Genomic DNA, 19,917 nt, shown 5'->3' with positions numbered 1-19,917 from the left:
GTCGGAATCCTACCGGCGGCATTCCGGGGCGGCTTCCGGCGGTGGACTAGCGTAAGCGTGTGCGAGACACCGAGGAGACCGCGGGCCGCGGACTGCTCTACGGTCTCTACCAGCGCCGCGTGCGCCGCCAGCTGGCTGGAGCGAGCCTTCCCCGCCACGTCGCGATGATCATCGACGGGAACCGCAGGTGGGCGCGGTCGCGTGCCCTCGACACCGCGGCGCACGGCCACCGCGCCGGCGCGGAGAAGATGCGCGAGTTCCTCGCCTGGTGCGACCGTTTCGGCATCTCGGTGGTCACGCTCTACCTGCTCTCCACCGACAACCTCACGGGCCGCAACTCCGCGGAACTGGACGAGCTGTTCCACATCATCGGCGACCTCGCGGATGAGCTCTCCCGCGAAGGGACCTGGCGCATCCAGCACGTCGGGTCGACCGACGGCCTGCCCGGTCACCTCGTGCAGACGCTGGGCGCAGCCGAGGACCGCACCGCCGGCAACACCGGTCTGCACATCAACCTGGCGATCGGGTACGGCGGGCGCCGTGAGATCGCGGATGCGGTGAAGAGCATCGTGCGGATGCACCAGCAGAACGGCGGCTCGCTCGACTCGCTGGCGGAGCTGCTGACCCCCGAGGTGATCGCCGAGCACCTCTACACGGGCGGGCAGCCGGACCCGGACCTGGTCATCCGCACCTCCGGTGAGCAGCGGCTGAGCGACTTCATGCTGTGGCAGAGTGCTCACAGCGAGTTCTACTTCGTCGAGGCACTCGGACCCGACCTGCGCGAGGTGGACTTCCTGCGAGCGCTCCGCGATTTCTCCCGCCGCCAACGGAGGTATGGACAGTGACCCTGGATGCCCTTCTCGCCGACTTCCAGGAGGAGCCCGGCTACCTCGACTTCGCCGCCGTCGGCCCCCTCAGCGCCGCCGTCGCCGCCGAGGGTGCCTCGCTGGTGGAACTGCTGTCGAAGGCCCGGTTCGGCACGATCTCCTCCCTGCTGGGGCAGGACGCGCGGGTGCGGGAGGCGGTCGCCAGGGCGACGGGCTTCCCCGCGGAGTCCGTGGTGTTCCAGCCGAACACCAGCACGGGGCTGCTGCACGCCATGTTCGGCCTGACCGGCGCGGTCGCGCTGTCGCCCGCCGAGTATCCGAGCCTCACGTTCGCCGCGACCCGCGCGGCGGAGGCGCTGGGAGTCGTCACGCCGGTGTGGCTGGAGACCGACCACGGCAGGGTCACGCCCGGCAACCTGCGGGAGCAGCTCACCGACGCGACGGTCGCGGTGGCGGTCAGCCTCGTCGACTTCCGCACCGGGTACCTCGCCGACCTCGACGGGATCCGGCAGGTCATCGGGGACCGGCTGCTCATCGTGGACGCCATCCAGGGGTTCGGGGTCGTCGATGCGCCATATACGGTCGCGGACGTCGTGGTGAGCGGCGGCCACAAGTGGCTGCGGGCGGGCTGGGGCACCGGATTCCTGGCGCTCAGCGACCGGGCGGTCGAGCACCTCACGCCGGTCTGGTCGGGCTACACCGCCACCGACGCGGAGGGACTGCCGCTCGACGAGGTGCTGCCGGCAGCCCGCGGCGCGCGCGCCTTCTCCGTCACGAACGCGGACCCCATCGCGGAAGCCAGGCTGGCCACCGCGCTCGACCTGGTGTCGGATGCGGGCGTCGCCGAGATCTCCGCGCGGATCGCGGAGCGCGTGACCCGGATCATCGATCTGGCGGACGAGTATGCGGTGCCGGTGGTGTCGCCGCGCGACGAGCGTGAGCGGGCGGGCATCGTCGTGCTGGAGCCCGCACCGGAGAACCTGACCGTCCTCACCGCATCCCTGCACAATCACGGGGTCTCCGCCACCACCCGGGAGGGCCGCGTCCGGCTGAGCGCCCACGTGTCCACGAACGAGGAGACGTTCGAGATCCTGCGCGCGTCCCTGCTCTCCTACGCCACCGCGACCAACATCTGAGGGACCGCCGGGCACGGCGCGGAGCCGCGACCACCGTCACCGAGCGTTTACATTCCCGTAATCCACAGGCGCGTGTCGGTTCGGATTTCGCACCTTCCTGAGGCTTAGCGTTCTGGCATCGGACATCGCGTCCGGTCGAGGCGGCCACACAAGTTCGCCTCGCGATCCACGTGGCCGTCTTGCCGACCTGGATCCGGGTGCGGAAACCGCGCATCCCGGGGATGGAGTGGTAGTGACCGCGCTCGAAACGCAAGCCAGCAGCACCCCGCAGCAGAAGAAGGGCCCGTCCTCCTCCCGGACGGCCAGAGCGAAGCAGGGGGAGCGCACCTACGTGCTCGACACCTCGGTGCTCCTGAGCGATCCGAAGGCGATCTTCCGCTTCGCCGAGCACTCGGTGGTCATCCCCGTCGTCGTCATCAGCGAGCTGGAGGGCAAGCGTCACGACCCGGAGATCGGCTACTTCGCCCGCCAGGCGCTGCGCCACCTCGACGACCTGCGGATCGAGCACGAGCGCCTCGACTTTCCCATGGCCATCGGTGAGCACGGCGGCACCCTCCGTGTCGAGCTGAATCACTCGAACCAGTCCGTGCTGCCCTCCGGGCTGCAGCTCGGCGACAACGACTCCCGCATCCTCGCGGTCGCGATGAACCTCGCCGGCGAGGGCCTCGCGGTGACCGTCGTGTCGAAGGACATGCCGATGCGCGTGAAGGCGGCGTCGATCGGCCTCTCCGCCGAGGAGTACCTCGCCGAGCAGGCGGTGGACTCCGGCTGGACGGGCCTCGTCGAGGTGGACCTCAGCGGCGACCAGGTCTCGCAGCTGTATGACAAGGAGCGCTTGCTCACCCGCGCCGTGCAGGACCTTCCGGTGAACACGAACCTCGTCATCCACTCGGAGCGCGGCTCGGCGCTCGGCCGGGTGTCCGGACGGGGGGAGCTGAAGCTGGTGCGCGGGGACCGGGACGTGTTCGGCCTGCACGGCCGCAGCGCGGAGCAGCGTCTCGCGATCGACCTGCTGCTCGACCCCGAGGTCGGCATCGTCTCCCTCGGCGGACGTGCTGGCACCGGCAAGTCGGCGCTCGCGCTGTGCGCCGGACTCGAGGCGGTGCTGGAGCGGCAGCAGCACCGCAAGATCATGGTGTTCCGCCCGCTCTACGCGGTCGGCGGGCAGGAGCTCGGCTTCCTGCCCGGCGACCAGGGGGAGAAGATGAACCCGTGGGGCCAGGCGATCTTCGACACCCTCGGCTCGGTGGTCAGCCAGAACGTGCTCGACGAGATCGTGGAGCGCGGCCTCCTGGAGGTGCTGCCGCTCACGCACATCCGCGGGCGCTCGCTGCATGACGCCTTCGTGATCGTCGACGAGGCGCAGTCGCTGGAGCGGAACGTGCTGCTCACGGTGCTGAGCCGGGTCGGGCAGAACTCGCGGGTGGTGCTGACGCACGACGTCGCGCAGCGCGACAACCTCCGTGTCGGCCGCCACGACGGCGTCGCGTCGGTGATCGAGGCGCTCAAGGGGCACCCGCTGTTCGGCCACATCACCCTGACCCGCTCAGAGCGCAGCGCCATCGCCGCCCTGGTCACCGAGATGCTGGAGGGCAACGAGCTGGCGTAGTCCGCGAGACCGGGCCGTTTCGGCGAACTGGGGCTGCCGCGGCAGCCCGCCGATGCCGAAACGGCCCGTTTCCGGGACGAAGGATCCGGTTTCTGCGAGTATGCGGTCATGACTTCAGGACCTCCGCCACTGCGTGCGCCGTGGTCTGGAGTGTCGGTCGCGTGCTTCGCGGCCGCAGTGGTGCTTCTCGTGAGCCGCCTGTTCCTGGCTGGGCAATGGGATGGGTTCGCAGCGTCCGCGGAGGTGAGCCTGCTCATGCTGGCCGCCGTGCCGGTGCTGCTCGCCGTCGGTGTGTCGACCGGGCGGGCCGCCCGGTCGGCGGACGTCCAGGCGGGGATCACCCGGCCCGATCCGCCGGCCGCCGGCCGCTCCGCGCGGCGAAGCCGCACGATGCTCGCGGCCGCGCTGGGCGTCGCGAACCTCGCAGTGATCGCCGCCGGTGCGATGCACATTCTGGTGTGGAATCCGCTCGCCCGGGTCCCGGGACTGAGCCTGAACGAGATCTATGGGCAGATGCGGGCGGTCGGTGAGGGCACGGCTGCGGGGGGCTTCGTGGCGTCGTGGGCCGGGTTCTGGTCGTTCGCAACCGTGTTGTACGTCATCGCGTGCGCCCTGCCGCTGCGGCAGGTCGGCACCCGCCGTCGAGTCGCCGTCGCCGGCCTGCTGCTGATCGGTGCGACCTGCATACTGGCGTGGACGGCCGGCTTCAACATGGGGATGTCGCTGGCCGACGCGTTCGGAACCGGCGGTGCGGACGCCGCCATCTCGGGTCCGCTTCTGTCGCTTGCCGGACAGTTGGCCGTCGCCGGCGCGCTGTTCCTGGCGTGCGCGCCGCGCCGTGCGGTCGCCGAAGCGCCCGCTCCGGCCTGATCCCGATCTGCGCCAGACTGGGCCGATTCGGCGGAACCGGGCCGCCGTGCCGGCCCGCGAACGCCGAAACGGCCCGTTCGGAGCCGTCGGCCGGTTCCAGGGACCGAGTGGTCAGCCGCGCGGGTCGGACATCACGGCGAGCACATTGCCTGCCGGGTCCCTGAACCAGCAGATGTCGGGGCCGGTGTCGGGACCGCCGCGCACGATCCCGCGCTCGTCGGACGGGAACTCGCTGTCGGGGTAGATCTTCGTCTCGACGCCCTTCGACCTGAGTTCGTCGACGGCGGCCTCCAGGTCGGAGACCGGGAAGTTCAGCACGGTGAAGGTCGCGGGCTGATGATTCGGCTTCGGGTAGATGAAGATCACACCGCCTCCACCGAGGCCGAGTTCGATCGCGCCCATCGCCTCATCCTTGAGCTCCAGACCGAGCACATCGACATAGAAGCGTTTCGCTGCGTCGATGTCGTCCGCCGAGAAGCTGCTGAACGCACTGGCGTCGCTGAACACCGTCATAAGAGTCCCTTCGGCTGCGGACGCCCCGATGCGCCCCTCACGCCCAGCATTCTCCTGCTCGGATCACGTGTCCAGACCCCGGGTCATTTGCGGACAACGGCCGGTGCCCGGGCGCGGGATGCGGCAGAAGCCCGCAAACGACGACGATGCTGGAGCGGAAGTCAGCCGGGCCGGGTCATCGAGAGCACGTCGAGCGCCGTGTCGAGCTGCTCCTCGCTGATCTCGCCTCGCTCCACGAAGCCGAGGTCGATCACGGCCTCGCGCACCGTCATCGAGTTCGCGACCGAGTGCTTCGCGATCTTCGCGGCCGCCTCGTACCCGATGATCTTGTTCAACGGGGTCACGATCGACGGCGACGACTCGGCCAGCGCGCGCGCCCGGTCGGTGTTGGCTTGCAGACCGTCGACCGTCTTGTCGGCGAGCACGCGGGTGGAGTTGGCGAGCAGCCGGATCGACTCGAGCAGCGCCGTGCCCATGACGGGGATCGCGACATTGAGCTCGAAGTTGCCGGACGCGCCGGCCCAGGCCACCGTCGCGTCGTTGCCGATCACACGGGCGCACACCATCAGCACCGCCTCGGGGATGACCGGGTTGACCTTGCCGGGCATGATCGACGACCCGGGCTGGAGATCGGGGATGTGCAGCTCCGCGAGGCCCGTGTTCGGGCCGGAGCCCATCCACCGGATGTCGTTGCAGATCTTCGTGAGCGAGACGGCGAGCACCCGGAGCGCTCCGGACGCCTCGACGAGGCCGTCGCGCGCACCCTGGGCCTCGAAGTGGTCGAGCGCCTCCGTGATGGGCAGACCCGAGTCGGCCGCCAGCTCCTCGATCACCTGCTGCGGAAAGCCGAGCGGCGTGTTGATGCCGGTTCCGGTCGCCGTGCCGCCGAGCGGCACCTCGGCCACCCGTGGGATGGCCGTCTGGATTCGCTCGATGCCGAGCCGCACCTGGCGGGCGTAGCCGGCGAACTCCTGGCCGAGCGTCACCGGGGTGGCGTCCATCAGGTGGGTGCGGCCAGACTTCACGACCGCCTTCCACGCCTCCGCCTTCGCCTCGAGCGCGCCGGCAAGATGCTCGAGCGCCGGGATGAGGTCGCCGAGGAGCGCGCCGGTCACTGCGACGTGCACGGAGGTCGGGAACACGTCGTTGGAGGACTGGGACGCGTTCACGTGGTCGTTCGGGTGCACCGCGGAGCCGAGCCGGTCGGTCGCGAGCGTCGCCAGCACTTCGTTCATGTTCATGTTCGACGATGTGCCGCTGCCGGTCTGATAGGTGTCGACGGGGAAGTGCTCGTGGTGGCGGCCCGCCGCGATCTCCTCAGCCGCACCGACGATCGCCTCGGCGATAGCGGTGTCCAGGGTTCCGAGCCGGGCGTTCACGATCGCCGCAGCCCGCTTGATCCTGGCGAGTGCGACGATCTGCGCCCCCTCGAGGCCGGTGCCGGAGATGGGGAAGTTCTCGACGGCCCGCTGGGTCTGCGCCCGGTAGAGCGCCGACGCGGGCACACGCACCTCTCCCATGGTGTCGTGCTCGATGCGGTACGGGCTTCCGGCGTCGGTCGCGGCTGGCTGGTTCACGTCGCTGTGCTCTCCTGCTGGGTGATTCCGAGCCGGGTGTTCCCGGCTGGTGCGGCTGCGGACCCGCTCAGACGGACCCGATCACGACGTCGGGGGCGGCGCGTCCTTCGGACAGGCGGTAGTTCGCCCCGACGACTGCCAGCCTACCTTCGGCGATCGCGTCGCTGATGAGCTCGGACGCTTCGACGAGCCCGCGCACGGTGTTCCGAAGGTGCACCCGGCCGACCTCGGTCGCGTCGGCGCGCACCCCGTCCTGTGTCGCCGTGTGGACGGCAGGGAGGATCGGCGCGATGTGGGTGGCGATGTGCGGCGGAAGCGGCGGCGCGTCCTCCCGCTGGGTGTCGATGGCGGCCTGCACCGCACCGCAGCTGTCGTGGGCGAGGACGACGATCAGCGGGACGCCGAGCACCTCGACGGCGTACTCGAGCGACGCGACCACCGACGCGGACACGATCTGGCCGGCGTTCCGCACGACGAAGAGATCGCCGAGTCCCTTGTCGAAGATGATCTCCGCCGCGAGCCGGGAGTCGCTGCATCCGAAGAGTGCCGCGTCGGGAGCCTGGGAGCTGGCGAGCTCCGCCCGGCGTTCGACGTCCTGCCGCGGGTGCAGCGGCTTGCCGGAGACGAAGCGCTCGTTGCCGCGCACCATCTGCTGCCACACCTTGGCGGGCGTCTTGCTCATTCGGTCAACTCCCCGCCGACCGCGTCGGCCAGCGCGGTGAACTCGTCGTCGTCGGCCGTGCCGTACAGCACGACGGTGGAACCCTGGTGCTCTGCAGTCATCGCCCGGGCCAGGTTGCCCTCCGGGTCGCCCTCGCGGAGCGTCCAGTCGAGCCCGCCGATGGATGCCGACCCGGTCTCGCTCGTGTCGGCGACCTGGGCTGCAAGCCAGGTCGGGTTCGCGTCGATGCCCTGCTTGACCCCGATGAACTCGCCCGCCGCCGTCAGCAGACCCAGCCGCCACACGGCGACGCCGTCGGCCGCTTTCTCGAACTCCGCGCGGTTCGCCTGCCACCCTTCGGGCAGCTCGGGCGCCACCAGCGGCTCCTCGACATCGCCCTGCGCATCGGCGGCGGCCGCCCGGTAGTCGACGGCGTCGATGCCGGGAGAGCCCGGGTTCGACATGAGGATGCCGAAGAATGCGGCGAGGACCAGTGAGGCCAGCGTGGCGATCACGAGATTGAACGTCGTCTGCCGCGCCCGGCGGTTGCGTCGCGCCTCATCGCGGCGGATCGACGCCTCCTCGGGGGTTTCCGGGCGCCCGAGCTCCGCCACGACCGGCGGCTTGGCTGGTTTGGCCATGCGCTAGTCGGATCCGCCGGTGCGCGCAGCGTCAAGCCGTGCCTTCGCACCGACCAGCCACTCCTCGCAGCGCTTCGCAAGTGCCTCGCCGCGCTCCCACAGGGCCAGCGACTCCTCGAGCGTGGGGGCACCCTGTTCCAGCTCGGCGACCACGCGCACGAGCTCGTCGCGAGCCTGCTCGAACGAGAGCGAGGAGATGTCGGGTGAGGTGGTTGCCACGGTTCGATCCTACCGAGCGGCCGAAGGCACGACGGCGGGCTCGTCCACGGTTGTGGTCACTGCGCCGGCCGCGACGGTGAGGCGGAGAGGAGTGCCCGGCGGTGCCTCCGCCGGGTCTCGGAGGGCCGTACCGTCAGGCAGCTGTGCGATGGCGTAGCCGCGATCGAGGGTCCGCTGCGGTGAGAGCCCACGCAGATGCGCCGCGAGCTCGGTCACCGTGGACTGCGCCCGCTCGATGCACACCGAGAGCAGGTCCGAGCTCCGTGCAACCCAGCGGGTGACCTCCTCCGCGCGCCGGTCGATGATCCAGGACGGGTCGGTCATCACCGGGCGCGAGCGCAGCGACTCGAGGCGGTCGAGCTCAGCGTTGACCCGCATCGTCACGCGGGACGTCATCCACGCCTGCGCCTGGCGCACCTTGGCGAGCTCCTCGACCACGTCGGGCACCACGCGCTTCGCGGCGTCCGTCGGCGTCGACGCGCGGAGATCCGCGACGTCGTCGAGAAGTGGCCGGTCTGCCTCATGCCCGATCGCGCTCACCAGCGGTGTCGCGAGCGCCGCCGCGGTGCGCACGAGTCGCTCGTCGCTGAACACCAGCAGGTTCTGGAAGTCGCCGCCGCCGCGCGCCACGATGATCACATCGACCTCAGGGTCGGTGTCGAGCCGCTTGAGCGCGCCGATGAGCTCCCCGGCGGCCCGGTCGCCCTGCACCGCGGCATGCGCGACGCGGAACGTCACCTGCGGCCAGCGCAGCTGGGCGTTCCGCATCACGTCTTTCTCGGCGTCGCTGTCCTTGCCGGTGACGAGTCCGATGCAGTGCGGGAGGAACGGCAGCGGCTTCTTCCGGTCCGCGCTGAACAGCCCCTCGGAGCGCAGCTGCTGACGCAGGCGCTCGAGCCGCTCGAGGAGGTCGCCGAGGCCGACGTGCCGCATGTCCAGCACCTGCATGGTGAGCGTGCCGCCCTTGATCCACCAGTCGGCCTTGATCAGGGCGATCACCCGGTCGCCCTGTTTGAGGTCGGACGGCACTCGCTGCTTCACCGACGACCACATCTGGAAGGAGACGGTGACGTCCTGGTCGCAGTCCTTCAGCTTGCCGTAGACGTTGCCGCCGGCTCCGGCGCCCCATTGGGTGATCTCGCCCTCGACCCAGACGCTGCCGAGCCGGTCGATCCAGCCCTTCAGCTTCTTCGACAGCGTGGAGACGGACCAGGGAGCGTCTCGGGTCGCCGGTGCGTCGGTCACGCGATCGCCTCCCAGAGTGCCCCGTGCCCCCACGGGTAGAATCGACAGGTGAGTTCCATCAGCAACGGCGCGGCCGTCAGCCTCGAGATGCCGCGGGTTCCAGCGGCACGAAACAGGCTAGTCGACACTCCCGTCAGTGGAACGAAGCGGGTCGTCCTGGCGGCGCCTCGCGGCTACTGTGCGGGAGTGGACCGCGCCGTGGTGGCGGTGGAGAAGGCGCTCGAGCACTACGGCGCTCCCGTCTACGTGCGCAAGCAGATCGTGCACAACGTCCACGTCGTCTCGACGCTGGAGCGCAAAGGTGCGATCTTCGTCGACGATGTCGCGGAGGTGCCGCCCGGCGCGCACATCGTGTTCAGCGCCCATGGCGTCTCGCCTGCGGTCGTGCAGAGCGCGGCCGACCGGCACCTGCACGCCATCGACGCCACCTGCCCGCTCGTCACGAAGGTGCACCGCGAGGCCATCCGCTTCGCGCGCGATGACTACGAGATCCTGCTGATCGGCCACGCCGGTCATGAGGAGGTCGAGGGCACGATGGGGCAGGCGCCCGAGCGCACCACCCTCGTGAACGGACCCGCAGACGTGGACTCCGTGGTGGTGAACAACCCGGACAACGTCGTGTGGCTGTCCCAGACGACGCTCAGTGTCGACGAGACGATGGAGACGGTTCGGCGGCTGCGCGAGCGGTTCCCGAACCTGCAGGACCCGCCGAGCGACGACATCTGCTACGCGACCCAGAACCGCCAGGTCGCGATCAAGAAGGTGGCGCAGGGCGCGGATCTCGTAATCGTCGTCGGATCGGCGAACAGCTCGAACAGCGTGCGGCTCGTCGAGGTGGCGCTGGAGTACGGCGCGAAGGCGGCGTACCGGGTCGACTACGCCAGCGAGATTCAGCAGGAGTGGCTCGACGGCGCGGCGACGATCGGCGTGACGTCCGGCGCCTCGGTGCCGGAGGTGCTGGTGCAGGAGGTGCTGGAGCAGCTGGCCGACGCCGGCTACACCTCGGTCGAGGAGGTCGTGACGGCGGAAGAGGACCTGATGTTTTCGCTGCCCAAGGAGCTCCGCCGGGACCTCACCGGCGCAACCGACGCACGCGCGCTCGGCGGCCGCAACCGCACCTGATCCATCAGGTGCGCGAGTCGGGCGCGAACAGGGGCGGTCAGGCCTCGGGTGCGAGCTCCGGCTGCGTGGCCGCAGCGCGCTTCTTTCGCTTGCTGCCCACGATTCCGCTGATGACCGTGTAACCGGCGTAGCCCAGCAGCAGCACGCCGACGACCGGGACCACGATCGGGCCGAGCATGGTGCCCACGGCCATGCTGATGAAGCCGGCGAGGGGCACGCTGTACCAGACCTTGCCCTTCAGCTGCGGCGCGGTGACCACCGTCGGGTCGGTTGCGTCGTTGTTGTCGCCCTTGGTGAGGAACTCGATGTCACCGGTGGAGATGGAACGCACCTCCACGACGCGGTGGGTGACCAGCGTCGGGTCGCCGGGCTTGATCTGATACGTGATGACGTCGCCGAGCCGAACGTCCTGCACCGGGGTCGGCTTCACGACGACGAGGGTTCCCACCGGGAGGGTCGGCTCCATCGAGGGAGTGAGCACGGCGAGGGGTGTCGCTCCGGCCACTGCCGGCACGATGAGAGTCACCGCGCCCAGGGCGGCGACCAGGCTCACGAATCCCCACGTGAGTCCCATGCGGAGATAGCCCCAGAGGCTGCGCTCGGGCTTGGGCTCGGCGGCCGGGGTGTCGGTCGAGACCTGCTGTTCCGTGTTCATCCGTGTCGCTTCCGTTTCCAGATTCCGAGAAAGATCCCCGCTCCGAGCATGGCGGTGGCAGCCGCCAGCCATGGGAACAGTACGGCCGACCCGGAGCTGATCGCGGGAGGCGCGGCCGCTCCTGGCGGGCTTTCCGCCGTCGGCCCGCCGGGAACCGCGTTCCCAGGGGCCGAGTCGCGATCGGCAGGAACTGCGGGCGCGAGCGCGGGCGTGGCGCCGTCGCCGATGGCGACCGCACTCCGATCACCGTGGCCATCCGTCCCGCGGTCCTGCTCCTCTGGAGAGCCTGGTGGCGGGGTCAAGGGGATTCCGCCCCCCGGCGCGCATTCCGCAGCCGGCTCGGGGGCGTCCGGGTCGGCGAGGGTCACCGAGAGCGCCGCCTGTGCTGTGGAGGCCTGCCCGCTGTTGCCGGCGTGCTCGCTCATTGCGAGGGTGATGGTGACCCGGGTGAACGTCTCTGCGGGAAGCGGCTCCCCGGACAGCAGGGGTGTGCAGGTCGTCGAGGCGGCGAGAGGGACCGCCGCAGTCGCTGCCGTTGCCGGGGTGGTGGCTCGGAGCGTGAGGCTCTCGAGAAGGGCGATGCTCCGCGAGCTGGCGTCGCTGACCGAGATCCGGAGGTGCGCGCTCCGGTCGGATGCGTTCCGCACCCAGAACGTGCCGGTCTGGCTGGAGCCGGGCACGAGCGCGGCGCCCGCGGGGAACAGGGAGCCACTCGGCGACTCGGACCAGGTGACGCCGTCCAGGCTGACCTGGGCGCCGCCCTGATCCGCGGCGGCGGTGGGCGCCGCCCAACCGGACAGGCAGACCGTGGTCAGCACCGCCACCAGTCCGTGCACGACTCCGCGCCTCACGGTGCCGCCGCCAGGGTGAATCGCTGCGTGTTGCTCCCCGTGTTGCAGGTCGCCTGCTCCAGCGACACGCCCGCGGTCACCGAGCCTCCGGCGAACTGAAGGCAGAGCCCGCTGTTCGCAGCCTTGAACGAGTAGGAGCCGTTGCCGTGCTGGATCGGCTGCCACTGCTGGTTGGTCGCCCCGCCGTACGTCCACAGGTGGACGGGTGCGCTGGGCGCGGTGCTGACGCCGCTGACGTCCCACACCATGGGAGTGGCGTTGCGATACTCGACGCGCCAGTTGGAGCCCACGGCGATGAACCGGAAGTTCTGGCTCCACGAGCCGCTCGTGCAGGCCGCCTGGGTGAGGGCGGAGCCGTTGGCGGTGCCGCCGGCCTGCACGCAGAGGTTGCTGGCGACGCTGCGAACCGTGTACCAGGTGGTCGAGGCGAACGTCGGCGCCGTCGTCGAGGTGGCCAGAAGCGCCGTGTACGGCGACCAGTTGCCGGCTGCGTCGCGGGCGCGGACCTGGTAGCTGTATGCGGTGCCGGAGGTCAGACCGGTGTTGGTGTAGGTGGTGGTCGTCGTCGTGTAGGTCGCGCCGTCGCTGCGCCGGAGCTGATACCCGGTCACGCCGACGTTGTCGGTCGCCGCGGTCCAGCTGAGCCGGATGGAGGTCGTGGTCCGGTTCGTCACCGCGAGGCCGGTGGGCGTGGACGGCGCGATCGAGTCGTACGCGGCCTGGTACCACTTGGACTTGCTGATCGCCCCGGAATTGTCGGTGACGGTCAACGTGACGATGTAGACGCTGGAGGCGGTGTACGTGCGCGATGTGGTCTTGCCGGTGCCCGTCGTTCCGTCGCCGAAGTCCCAGGAGTAGCTCGCGATCGTCCCGTCGACGTCGTACGAGTCGGACGCGTCGAAGGAGACGGTGAGCTGGTTCGCGGTGGCGGTGAAGGCGGCGATCGGCGCACCGGTGGCGGCCGCGTAGCGTTCCTTCACCTGGGTCTCCGTGAGGGCCGTGCCGTACACCGCGACATCGTCGACCTTCGCCGTCACGTACGGCGTGGTCGGAGCTCCCGGCCAGCTGCCGATATTGTCGCCCCCCACGCGCCAGTACCCGCTGTAGCTCTGGGCGAGCTTCGTGTCGGTGTTGTACGCCACGATCTCGCCGTCGACGTAGAGCCGGAGGCCGATCTGGCCGTCGAGGGTGGCGATCACGTGGTGCCATTTGCCGTCGTTGTAGGCCAGCGGGGACGCGGCGGTGTAGTAGCCGGCGTTGTACACGCCGAACACGAGCCTGCCGTCGTTCTGGAGGTACACGTGCCGGTCATACGAGGTGGAGCTGCCGGTCTGCGCGTTGCCGAAGCCGATGAGCTTCCCACCGGTGGCTGTCGTGGTGTTGAACCAGAGCTCGGTGGTGAACGTCTGCGGGCCGGCGGTGAGCGTGGTGCTGGACACCAGTCCGCTCGTCCCGTTGAAGGCGGCAGCGGTGTCCCGTGTTCCGGGGAGCGCGCCGGTGATCGGTTTGGTGACGCTGCCGCTGTACGTGCCGGTGTTTCCGCTGCCGCTCGAGTCGGCGGCGGTCGATGCGCCGCTCGTTTCGCCGAGCCGCCAGTAGAGCAGCGGGGAGCCCGAGTACACGGCGGCACCGGACGGGTCGCCCACCCCAGCAGGGAACGCGCCCTGGCCGGAGATGTTGTGGTGATTCGCGATCTGGCGGGCCGTCAACGGCGCTCCGTACACCGCGACATCGTCGATCACGCCGTCGAAGTAGTCGTCGCCGCCCCAGCTGTTGTCGCCGCCGATCCGCCAGTAGCCGGAGAAGGACTGCGCGGTCGTCGTCGGCTCGGTGCCGACCAGCTCACCGTCCAGATAGAAGGACTGCCCGGTCGGTCCGAGGTTCCCGACGACGTGATGCCACTGGCCGTCGTTGTAGCCGGAGTCGGACGAGATGGTGCTCGCGCTGCCGATCCAGACACCGAAGTGCACGACCCCGGTGGCGTCCATGTAGATGTGCCGGTCGTAACTGCCCGAGAGCCCCGTCGACTGGTTTCCGTAGCCGACGATCTTGCCGCCGGTCGTCGTGGTGGTCTTGAACCACGCTTCGACCGCGAATCGCTGCGGACCGGCGGCCGCGATGCGGGTGCCCGCGCCGCCTTCCGGGGTTCCCGAGAAGGTGGTCGCCGCGTCGGACGACACCCCGATCGCGCCGGCGCTGCCGCGGGTGAGGCCCGTGCCGCCGTAGGCGTCGTTCACCCCGACCCAGTCGTAGACCACCGGGCCGGTGGCCTCGCCGAGGCGCCAGTAGTGGGAGGCGCCGTCACTCAGGACCGCATCGAAGTAGTCATTGCCGAGCGCGCCGTTCGCCGTGACGCTCTGCGAGCCCGTCGCGCTCGCGCTGCTGGTCCACTGGGTGCCCGGCGCGGTGAGCGTGAGGTTCACCCGCGGCGCGAACGTCCCGCTCGTGGCAAGTGCGGTCGTGTCCAGGCGAGTGCGGACGCAGAGCACCCTGGTCGTGTTGGCCGGCAGGGAGCCCGTGCTGACCGGTGCGGAGCCGAACCGGCCGGTCCACCCTCCGGCGGCCACCGCCGCGGACTCGGTGCAGGCGGCGCTGCTGGCCGCGATCCAGTGGCTGAGCGTGATGCTGTCCTTCATCGCTCCGGTGCTGGTGGTGGAGAACGACAGCGAGTACTGCGCGCCCACGGAGCCGGCGTTCCTCAGATCGACGTAGGTCGTCTTCGCGATGGCGGCGCTCGTATAGGTGTGGTTGAGGCGGGTGCTCGCGGCGACCTGGGCGGTGACGGAGCCCCCGGTGAGGGTTCCACCCTGCAGGGTCACGCTGCCCGTCCACAGGGCGGTGGTCCCGGAGACGCCGGTCAGTGCGAGCGCGACGCCGGCGGAGAGGCCGAGGAGCAGCCTTCGGTGCAGGCGCGTGCCCCGCTGCGCGCGGAACCGGTCCGCGCGCAGAGAACGCGCGCGGACGCGGAACCGGTCCGCGCGCAGAGAACGCGCGCGGAATCCCGCCAGCCGGCTCTTCATCGCCTTGATCTCTCCCCCCGGAGTTCGGGATCACTCCGGCGTGCCCGGATGTCCCCCGCATCGAGCATCGCTGGTCCACCATGTTGCGGACAAGATGCGCGGATGACCCAGAGCGGGGGTCCCCCGATCAGGGGTGCGGTGTGGGCTGCGTGGTCCGGAATCCCAGGTCAGCCAGCGGATCCGACGATGCGGGTTCCTCAGCCTGCCTCCTCACGGCCGGCTTCCTCAGGCGCTTGGCGAGGAGGAAGGCGACCGCACCGAGCGCCAGTCCACCCGTGCCGAGGAGCGGCAGCGGCAGGGGAGAGCCGGTGGGCACTGTGGGCGCGACGGGGACCGGGGGAGTGCCGGACGCCGGCGCAGGCACAGGAGTCTCGGTGGGCGCGGGGGAGTCCGTCGCGGGACCGCCTTCCACGCTGCCGGGGCCACCGACCGAGTTTCCGGGGTCGAGGGTGGTGTCCGAACCGGACCCGGTGCCGCGGTCGGGCTGAGGGACAGGCCGCGTGATCGGGATGCTGCCGCCCTCCGCGCAGTCTGGCTGCCGTCGCGGGGCGGACGGGTCCGCGAGCGAGACGACGATCCGCGCGTCGGCCGTCGAGCCCTGGTCGTCGTTCCCGACGGACTGGTCCATCCGCAGCGTGACGAGCACCGGTGTGACGGTCTGCGCGTCGAGCCGTTCACCGCTGAGCAACGTGGTGCACGCGGCGGCGTCGGCGAGGGTCACGGTGGCTCCCGCCGGATTCGCCGAGGTCGCGGCCTGCATCGTCAGCGAATCCATGAGCGTGGTGCTGGACGAAGAGGCATCAGCCACCGAGATGTGCAGATCCGCCAGCCGGTCCGAGTCGTTCTTGACCCAGAACGTGCCCGTAACACTCGAGCCCGGCACGAGCACAAGACCGTCCCGGAACAGGGCGCCGCCCGCCGTCTCCGAGAACGTCGTCCCGTCGAGGCTGATCAGCGCGCCCCCGGTCTCGTCGGCGGCGGCCGCGGTCGGGGCGGCGAGCAGCGGCAGCAGCACGCCGGCCGCACCGATGCCGAGGATGAGCAGCCGCCGGATCACGGTGCCACGACCAGGCTGAAGCGCTGGAAGTCCGTCGCGGCGCAGGTCGCCTGCTGGAGCTGGGCGCCATCCAGGGCTGAGCCGCCGGCGAATTGCACGCACTTGGTGCTGCCGCGGTTCGCGAACGAGAACGAGCCGTTCTCCGCGTGTTTCGTGAGCTGCCACTGCTGGTTCGCCCCTCCGTGGGTCGTGTACATGAACACCTGCGCGTTCTCCGCGGTGCTGGCGCCGCTGACATCCCAGACGAGTGAGCTCAGCGCACGGGACTCGACCTGGAAGTATCCGTTGGTCGTCGGCGTGAACCGGAATGCCTGGTCGGTTCCGGCGGGCGCTGCGCACGTCAGCGCCTGCAGCGCGGACGAGTTGGTGGTGCCCATGCTGGTGATGCACTTGGCGCTGTTCAGGTTCTTCACCGAGTACCAGGCAGCCGTGTTGACCACGTGCGTCGTGACGACCAGCGAAGCCGAGGCCCCGGAGACGTTCCCCGCTGCGTCTCGCGCCCGCAGCGTGTAGTTGTAGCTCTGTCCGGTTGCGCGGTTGGTGTCCGTGTAGGTCAGCCCGTTCACCGTCGCGACGAACACGTTGTTGCGGTAGAGGTCGTACCCGGTCACGCCGACGTTGTCGGTCGCCGCGGTCCAGTTCAACGTCACCGTGGTGCCGGTGTTGCCGGAGCTGGTGGGCGCCCGCGGCGTGCTCGGGGCCGTGATGTCGGTGGCGGTCACGGTGCGGTAGGCGACGTTCTGCTTGCCGGCATTGTCGGTGACCGTCAGAGTGACGTCGTACGTGCCCGGCGTCGCGTAGGTGTGCGCGACGGTGACGCCGCTGCCGGCCGCGGTGCCGTCACCGAAGTCCCAGTTGTGGCTCGTGATGGAGCCGTCCACATCGGCGGACGACGTGGCGTTGAAGCTGCCGGCCAGTCCGTTCATCGACGCGGTGAACAGCGCGACGGGGGTGCCGGTGGCCGCCGCGTAATGCCGCTTCGCCTTCTCCTCGCTGAGGGCGACCGGGTACACGGCTACCTCGTCGATTCTCGCGGTCACATACGGCGTCGCCGGGATGCCCGGCCACGAGTTGAGGTTGTCGCCGCCCACCCTCCAGTAACCGTTGTAGTTCTGCGGCGTCGTCGCGGAGTTCTCTCCCGCCAGCCGGCCGTCGACATAGAGCTTCATGCCGCCGGTGCTGGACTGGGTGGCGACGACATGGTGCCATTGCCCGTCGTTGTACGAGGCCGTGGACGTCGCGGTCTGCGTGCTGCCCGGGTAGGCGCCGAAGCGCAGCCTGCCGTCGTTCTGCAGGTACACGTGGCGGTCGTAGCTGCTCGAGTTCCCGGACTGGGCGCTTCCGAACCCCACGAGCTTGCCGCCGGTGGTCGTGGTGGTGTTGAACCACAGCTCGACCGAATAGTTCTGCGGGTTGGTGAACAGCGTGCTGCTCGCGACCAGGCCGTTCGTGCCGTTGAACGACGCCGCGGTGTTCCGTGTGGAGCCGATGGCCCCCGCGACGGGCTTCGTCACGTTGCCGGAGTAGCCGCCGGTGTTCGAATTGCCGCTCGAGTCTGCCGCGATCGTTCCGCTGCTCTCGGCGAACCGCCAGTACAGCGTCGGGGCGTCGGAGTACACCGCGACGCCGTACGGGTCGCCCACACCGGCCGGGAACGCGCCTTCGCCGGAGACGTTGAAGTGCCGGCTGACCTGCGTGGAGCTGAGGGGTGCCGCATAGACCGCGACGTCGTCGATGGCGCCGTCGAAGTACATGTCGCCGGCCCACGCGGAGTCGCCGCCGATCCGCCAGTAGCCGGTGTAGGCGACGGATGATGTGATCGTGGCGTTGCGGCCGACCCGGACGCCGTCGATGTAGAGCTCCTGGCCGCCGGCGCCGAGGTTGCCCACGACGTGGTGCCACTCGCCGTCGTTGTAGCTGGTCGGCGACGCGACGATGCTGGCGGTGTTCGGCCAGACACCGAAGTACACCTTGCCGGTCGCATCCATATAGAGGTGCCGGTCGTAGCTGCTGGAGGATCCCGTGCTCGCGTTGCCGAAGCCGACGATCTTGCCGCCGGTCGTGGTGGTGGTCTTGAACCACGCCTCGACGGCGAACGACTGCGGAGCGGCGAGCGGTGTGCGTGTGCCGGCGCTGATGGTGCCCGGGAAGGTGGTCGCGGTGTCGGGTGCCAGTGCGGCGGGTCCCGCGGTGCCGCGGGTGGTGCCGCTCGACGCGTAGGCGTCGTCCGTGCCCACCCAGTCGTACAGGATGTCGCCGCTCGCCTCGCCGAGACGCCAGAAGCGCGTGGCGCCGTCTGCGAGCACCTGGTCGGTGTAGTCGGTTCCGGCGAGTCCCGGAGCGAGCACCTTCTGCGTCGCGGAGACGGAGTCGCTGCTGGTCCAGGTGGTGCCCGGCACGGTCAGGTTGATGCTGACCCTTGGATGGATCGTGGCGCTCGTGGCGAGCGCGTCGGCCTGCATGCGGGTGCGGATGCAGACCACGCCGGAGGTGTTGCCCGGCAGTGAGCCCGTGAACTGCGGCGAGGACGCCCAGGTGCCGGTCCAGCCGTAGGGGCCGACCGTCGCCGTCGCCGTGCAGGCGACGGGGTTCGCCTCGAGCCACAGGTTCACGGTGATGTCGTTCGCGAGGGCAGCCGAGCTGCCGGCGCCGAGGGCGAACGCGATGGAGTAGTCGGCGGTGGAGGCGCCCGAGTTCGAGATGGTGGCGTAGGACGTCGTGCTGAGCGCGCTCGCCGTGAAGGTGTGGTCGAGGCCGGTGAAGCCGCCGACGTCAGCGACGACGGAGCCGGCGGTGAGGGTGCCGGGCGCCAGCGCGACCGAGCCGGTCCAAAACGCCGCGGTGCCGGAGACGGGGCCGAGTGCGAGTGCGACGGAGCCGGCGACGAGGGCGAATGCCTTGCGGGCGGTCCGCTGGCTCGCGACGGCGGAGGTGACCCGCTGTCGCAGCTGCGTGAGGATGCCGCGGGGTGTGGCGGTCGGGTCGCTCATCATGCCGGTCCTGCTCCTGACGGGTTTGGGAGAGGTGGGAAGTCGGGTGCTGCGGATGCCGGTGCCGGGGCGACTGCCGAGCTGCGCAGTGCAGCTGTCGTGCTGGGAGGAGGTGAGGCTGCCCCGGAGGAAGGGGGCTGCGGGGCAGCCTCACGCGGGTTACACCGTCTGGGTGAGGGTGAAGGTGACGGCGTTCAGGTTGAGCGTCTCGTTCTGGCCGGTGGTGGCCGACGCCGGGAAGCTCACGGTGATCTTCACGTTGACCTTCGCGGTGCCGGGGGTGAAGGCGATGGTGCTGCCGTTCACGGTGGCGTTCGTCGAAGCCGAGCTGACGGCGAGCGTCTTGGTGATCAGCGCGTCGAGGTTGCCCGTGGCCGTGAGACCGGAGTAGGTGAGGTTGGCCTTGAGGCCGTCGCCCACCGCGTTGACGGTGAGGGTCTGGTTGTACTCGAGCGTGGTGCCCGGGACGATGCGGTAGCTGGTGGGGTTGATGGCCACGCCATCCTTCGTCCACACGCCGTTGAGGTCGTTGACGAGCGACAGGTTGCCAGCGGTGATCGTGTGCGCAGGGAGCGCGACGGTGGAGTTCCACAGGGCGAAGGTTCCGGCTCCGCCGAGGAGGAGGGCGATTCCGGCTGCTCCGGCGATCGAACCCTTGACGAGCTTGTTCATTGCGTGTCCTTTGGTCGGGTGGTGCGGGGCTCGGTTGCGGTGGTTCGTGTGTTCGGCGGCCGGTCTTCGGGGCCGGTGCCTTTCGTTCCCCGAGTAGAGGATTGCCTGTCCGCATAAGGGGGGACAAGAGGGGACAACAGCCCAGTGTGGGGGACCCCCGATCAGGGGCGGATTCGGCCCAGCCGTCCACAAAAGCCCAGGTCAAAGCGCACTTTGATGCGGGGGACATGCCTGTCCGCACTCTTGCGGACA

At 70.0% G+C, this 19,917-nt stretch carries 17 protein-coding genes; 5 read left to right on the top strand and 12 right to left on the bottom strand.

Annotated features, from left to right (window positions below):
- Positions 1-59: 59 nt before the first annotated feature.
- The 4 genes from ACFFGH_RS31160 to ACFFGH_RS31145 all read left to right on the top strand — a co-directional run bounded on the left by ACFFGH_RS31160 (position 60) and on the right by ACFFGH_RS31145 (position 4,442).
- Positions 60-845 (top strand): isoprenyl transferase, encoded by a 786-nt coding sequence (locus tag ACFFGH_RS31160; protein ID WP_386676221.1) that lies wholly within the window; start codon positions 60-62, stop codon positions 843-845.
- A complete protein-coding gene (locus tag ACFFGH_RS31155; RefSeq protein ID WP_386676219.1) occupies positions 842-1,963 on the top strand; it encodes an aminotransferase class V-fold PLP-dependent enzyme in 1,122 nt (373 codons plus the stop codon). The genes ACFFGH_RS31160 and ACFFGH_RS31155 overlap by 4 nt, the downstream gene beginning before the upstream one ends.
- 232 nt (positions 1,964-2,195) lie before the next feature.
- Entirely contained in the window at positions 2,196-3,572 is a 1,377-nt protein-coding gene (phoH2, locus tag ACFFGH_RS31150; protein WP_386676217.1) for an RNA 5'-3' helicase PhoH2, read from the top strand.
- 108 nt (positions 3,573-3,680) lie between these two features.
- The gene (locus ACFFGH_RS31145; protein WP_386676215.1) at positions 3,681-4,442 is read left to right on the top strand and encodes a hypothetical protein; all 762 of its coding nucleotides are present in this window, start codon (positions 3,681-3,683) and stop codon (positions 4,440-4,442) included.
- A 111-nt stretch (positions 4,443-4,553) separates the two neighbouring features.
- On the opposite strand, the gene ACFFGH_RS31140 is transcribed toward ACFFGH_RS31145, so the two are convergent.
- The 6 genes from ACFFGH_RS31140 to xseA all read right to left on the bottom strand — a co-directional run bounded on the left by ACFFGH_RS31140 (position 4,554) and on the right by xseA (position 9,298).
- On the bottom strand, positions 4,554-4,955 hold the full coding sequence (locus ACFFGH_RS31140; protein WP_386676213.1) for a VOC family protein: 402 nt from the start codon (positions 4,953-4,955) through the stop codon (positions 4,554-4,556).
- A gap of 161 nt (positions 4,956-5,116) precedes the next feature.
- Positions 5,117-6,532: a class II fumarate hydratase gene (locus ACFFGH_RS31135; RefSeq protein ID WP_386676211.1), complete on the bottom strand. Its 1,416-nt coding sequence runs from the start codon at positions 6,530-6,532 to the stop codon at positions 5,117-5,119.
- A gap of 67 nt (positions 6,533-6,599) precedes the next feature.
- Positions 6,600-7,214 (bottom strand): carbonic anhydrase, encoded by a 615-nt coding sequence (locus tag ACFFGH_RS31130; protein WP_386676209.1) that lies wholly within the window; start codon positions 7,212-7,214, stop codon positions 6,600-6,602.
- Positions 7,211-7,834: a DUF4245 domain-containing protein gene (locus ACFFGH_RS31125; protein ID WP_386676207.1), complete on the bottom strand. Its 624-nt coding sequence runs from the start codon at positions 7,832-7,834 to the stop codon at positions 7,211-7,213. Before ACFFGH_RS31125 ends, ACFFGH_RS31130 begins: the two co-directional genes overlap by 4 nt.
- A 3-nt stretch (positions 7,835-7,837) precedes the next feature.
- Positions 7,838-8,053 carry an exodeoxyribonuclease VII small subunit gene (locus tag ACFFGH_RS31120; protein WP_386676205.1) on the bottom strand — a complete coding sequence of 72 codons (216 nt, stop codon included), beginning with the start codon at positions 8,051-8,053 and terminating at the stop codon, positions 7,838-7,840.
- 9 nt (positions 8,054-8,062) lie between these two features.
- Entirely contained in the window at positions 8,063-9,298 is a 1,236-nt protein-coding gene (gene xseA / locus ACFFGH_RS31115; RefSeq protein ID WP_386676203.1) for an exodeoxyribonuclease VII large subunit, read from the bottom strand.
- Between the two features lie 87 nt (positions 9,299-9,385).
- Here xseA and ACFFGH_RS31110 point away from each other — a divergent pair, with 87 nt between their 5' ends.
- Positions 9,386-10,420, top strand: a complete 1,035-nt coding sequence (locus ACFFGH_RS31110; protein ID WP_386676270.1) for a 4-hydroxy-3-methylbut-2-enyl diphosphate reductase — start codon at positions 9,386-9,388, stop codon at positions 10,418-10,420.
- 37 nt (positions 10,421-10,457) lie between these two features.
- On the opposite strand, the gene ACFFGH_RS31105 is transcribed toward ACFFGH_RS31110, so the two are convergent.
- The 6 genes from ACFFGH_RS31105 to ACFFGH_RS31080 all read right to left on the bottom strand — a co-directional run bounded on the left by ACFFGH_RS31105 (position 10,458) and on the right by ACFFGH_RS31080 (position 19,665).
- Positions 10,458-11,075: a signal peptidase I gene (locus ACFFGH_RS31105; protein WP_386676201.1), complete on the bottom strand. Its 618-nt coding sequence runs from the start codon at positions 11,073-11,075 to the stop codon at positions 10,458-10,460.
- Entirely contained in the window at positions 11,072-11,911 is an 840-nt protein-coding gene (locus ACFFGH_RS31100; RefSeq protein ID WP_386676199.1) for a hypothetical protein, read from the bottom strand. The genes ACFFGH_RS31105 and ACFFGH_RS31100 overlap by 4 nt, the downstream gene beginning before the upstream one ends.
- A gap of 11 nt (positions 11,912-11,922) precedes the next feature.
- Positions 11,923-14,946 carry a LamG-like jellyroll fold domain-containing protein gene (locus tag ACFFGH_RS31095; RefSeq protein WP_386676197.1) on the bottom strand — a complete coding sequence of 1,008 codons (3,024 nt, stop codon included), beginning with the start codon at positions 14,944-14,946 and terminating at the stop codon, positions 11,923-11,925.
- Positions 14,947-15,073: 127 nt separating this feature from the next.
- Positions 15,074-16,003, bottom strand: a complete 930-nt coding sequence (locus ACFFGH_RS31090; RefSeq protein ID WP_386676195.1) for a hypothetical protein — start codon at positions 16,001-16,003, stop codon at positions 15,074-15,076.
- Positions 16,000-18,993: a LamG-like jellyroll fold domain-containing protein gene (locus ACFFGH_RS31085; RefSeq protein ID WP_386676193.1), complete on the bottom strand. Its 2,994-nt coding sequence runs from the start codon at positions 18,991-18,993 to the stop codon at positions 16,000-16,002. Before ACFFGH_RS31085 ends, ACFFGH_RS31090 begins: the two co-directional genes overlap by 4 nt.
- Before the next feature lie 159 nt (positions 18,994-19,152).
- Positions 19,153-19,665, bottom strand: a complete 513-nt coding sequence (locus ACFFGH_RS31080) for an alternate-type signal peptide domain-containing protein (RefSeq protein ID WP_386676191.1) — start codon at positions 19,663-19,665, stop codon at positions 19,153-19,155.
- Between the last annotated feature and the right edge of the window lie 252 nt (positions 19,666-19,917).

The sequence above is a fragment of the Lysobacter korlensis genome, from assembly GCF_042434515.1.
The sequence above is the reverse complement of the archived record's forward strand: the minus strand, read 5'-3'. Positions and strand labels throughout refer to the sequence as shown.